Below are 2,043 nucleotides of genomic sequence, written 5' to 3'. Positions count from 1 at the left end.
CGCAGGAAGTGCGCTACCGGGTGTTCTATGACGAGCTTGGCGCCAGGAAGAACCTGTTCCAGGTGCAGGATCGCCGCGACGCCGACCATTTCGATCCGCTTTGTGATCATTTGCTCGTCTTCGACACTTCGCTGTCCGGCCCCGAGCATCGCCGCATTGTTGGCACCTACCGCCTGCTGCGGCAGGAAATCGCGGCAGCGGCCGGCGGCTTCTATTCCGAGGGCGAATTCGAGCTGACCAATCTTATCGCCCGCCACCCCGGCCAGCGTTTCCTCGAGCTCGGCCGCTCCTGCGTCCTGCCGGAATACCGCTCGAAGCGCACCATCGAGGCGCTTTGGCAAGGTATTTGGGCCTATATCAACCATTACGGGATCGGCGTGATGACCGGTTGCGCTTCGTTCCACGGCACTGTGCCGGCGGCACACGCCGAAGCGCTGACCTATCTCGCCCATCACTGCCGGACGAATTCGGCCTGGGACGTGCGTGCGGTCGCCGGGCGCTATTGTTCCATGGATTTGATGCCGATCGAGGCGGTCAATGCCAAGGCCGCGATCGCGGCGATGCCGCCGCTGGTCAAGGGCTATCTGCGCGTCGGCGCGCGCATCGGCGACGGCTGCGTCATCGATCGCGAATTCTCGACGGTCGACGTGTTCGTGGTGATGCCGGTCCAAGAGATCGGCGCCCGCTACGTCAACTATTATGGCGGGGAAGCCCAGCGCTTCGCCGCTTGAGATTCCAGCGAGTAGCGAGTAGCGAGTAGCGGGAGTTCCTCCAATTCGCTGCAGATTGTTATCGCTACCCGCTCTCATTTCATGGAATATCTTCCGGTCGCCGACCAGGCCTGCTCTTGTAGGACGGAAAGGCCCAGCCGAATTTGAGCGCGCCGCCACGCACGCAGAAAGCAGCCATGAAGCCTGCCAGGCCCGAGGCCAGCGGGGGCAGCCCGGCGAAATCGCCGAGCGTGTAGAGAGCGGCGCCCGCAAGTGCTGCGGTAACGTAGATCTCCGGTCTCAACAGCACTGAAGGCTCCCCGGTCAACAGATCGCGAAGAATGCCGCCAAGGGTGGCGGTGAGCATGCCGGTAACGATCGAAACCGCCGGCGAGCCGGTGATCGCCAGCCCCTTGGCCGCGCCCATCACCGAAAAGGCGGCAAGGCCGATGGCGTCTAGCCAGAGCAGCAATTTGTAGCGGGATTCGACACGGTGTGCGCTGAAGAAGACCAAGACCGCCACCGCCGCGCAGATCAGCACATAGTCGCGGTTTCCGACCCAGAACACCGGCACGTTGAGGATGACGTCGCGAAACGTCCCGCCACCGATGCCGGCGACGCTGGCCAGGAACAGGTAACCGATAATGTCGAGCTGTTTGCGCGAGGCGGCCAGCGCACCGGTCGCCGCAAAGACGGCGACGCCGGCATAGTCGAGAAGCTCGATTGGGTTCAAGGACATGGTGGAGTAAGGGAGTGGGGAATAGGGGAGTATGAATAGCATGAAGCCGCACGATTGCTACGGCTCCTCTATCAAGTCCCTTAGTACCCTACTCCCTTACCGCCTAATCACGCATCCTTCTCAGCTTGCTCATTCACCGGCCCTGGCTCGACCGGCGCTTCACCAGCCACATGCTTGGGACCGCCCTTGGCAACGCCGACCATGGCCGGCCGCAGCACCCGCTCGCCGATGGAATAGCCTGGCTGCACGACCTGGACCACGGTGTTGGCCGGCACATCCGGATTGGGCACCTCGAACATCGCCTGGTGGAAATTCGGGTCGAATTTCTCGCCTTCCGGCTCGAGCTTCTTCACCCCGTGCCGCTCCAGCGCCGATAGCATGGCGCGTTCGGTGAGCTCGACACCCTCGATCAGCGCCTTGAAGCCGGCATCGCCCGACGCCTTGGCCTCAGCCGGAATCGCATCCAGCGCGCGGCGCAGATTGTCCGACACCGACAGCATGTCACGGGCGAAATTGGCAACGGCGTAGGCACGCGCGTCGTGCACATCGCGGGCGGTACGGCGGCGCAGATTCTCCATCTCGGCCGCGACGCGG

The 2,043-nt window shown here is 63.3% G+C and carries 3 protein-coding genes; 1 reads left to right on the top strand and 2 read right to left on the bottom strand.

The genetic code is table 11. The annotated features are described in order from the left end of the window. The coding region (locus tag EOA85_RS33640; protein ID WP_127212576.1) for a GNAT family N-acetyltransferase at positions 1–731 on the top strand (731 nt) is incomplete at its 5' end. A 79-nt stretch (positions 732–810) separates the two neighbouring features. Here EOA85_RS33640 and EOA85_RS33635 read toward each other — a convergent pair. After that, positions 811–1,443 (bottom strand): trimeric intracellular cation channel family protein, encoded by a 633-nt coding sequence (locus tag EOA85_RS33635; protein WP_095520339.1) that lies wholly within the window; start codon positions 1,441–1,443, stop codon positions 811–813. 113 nt (positions 1,444–1,556) lie between these two features. After that, positions 1,557–2,043 (bottom strand): nucleotide exchange factor GrpE (gene grpE, locus EOA85_RS33630; protein WP_127212575.1); only part of this gene is annotated, 487 nt, incomplete at its 5' end.

Origin of the sequence: Mesorhizobium sp. M5C.F.Ca.IN.020.29.1.1 (assembly GCF_003997375.1) — a bacterium.
GTDB classification, from domain to species: domain Bacteria; phylum Pseudomonadota; class Alphaproteobacteria; order Rhizobiales; family Rhizobiaceae; genus Mesorhizobium; species Mesorhizobium wenxiniae.
This window is presented reverse-complemented; position numbering and strand designations above follow the sequence as displayed.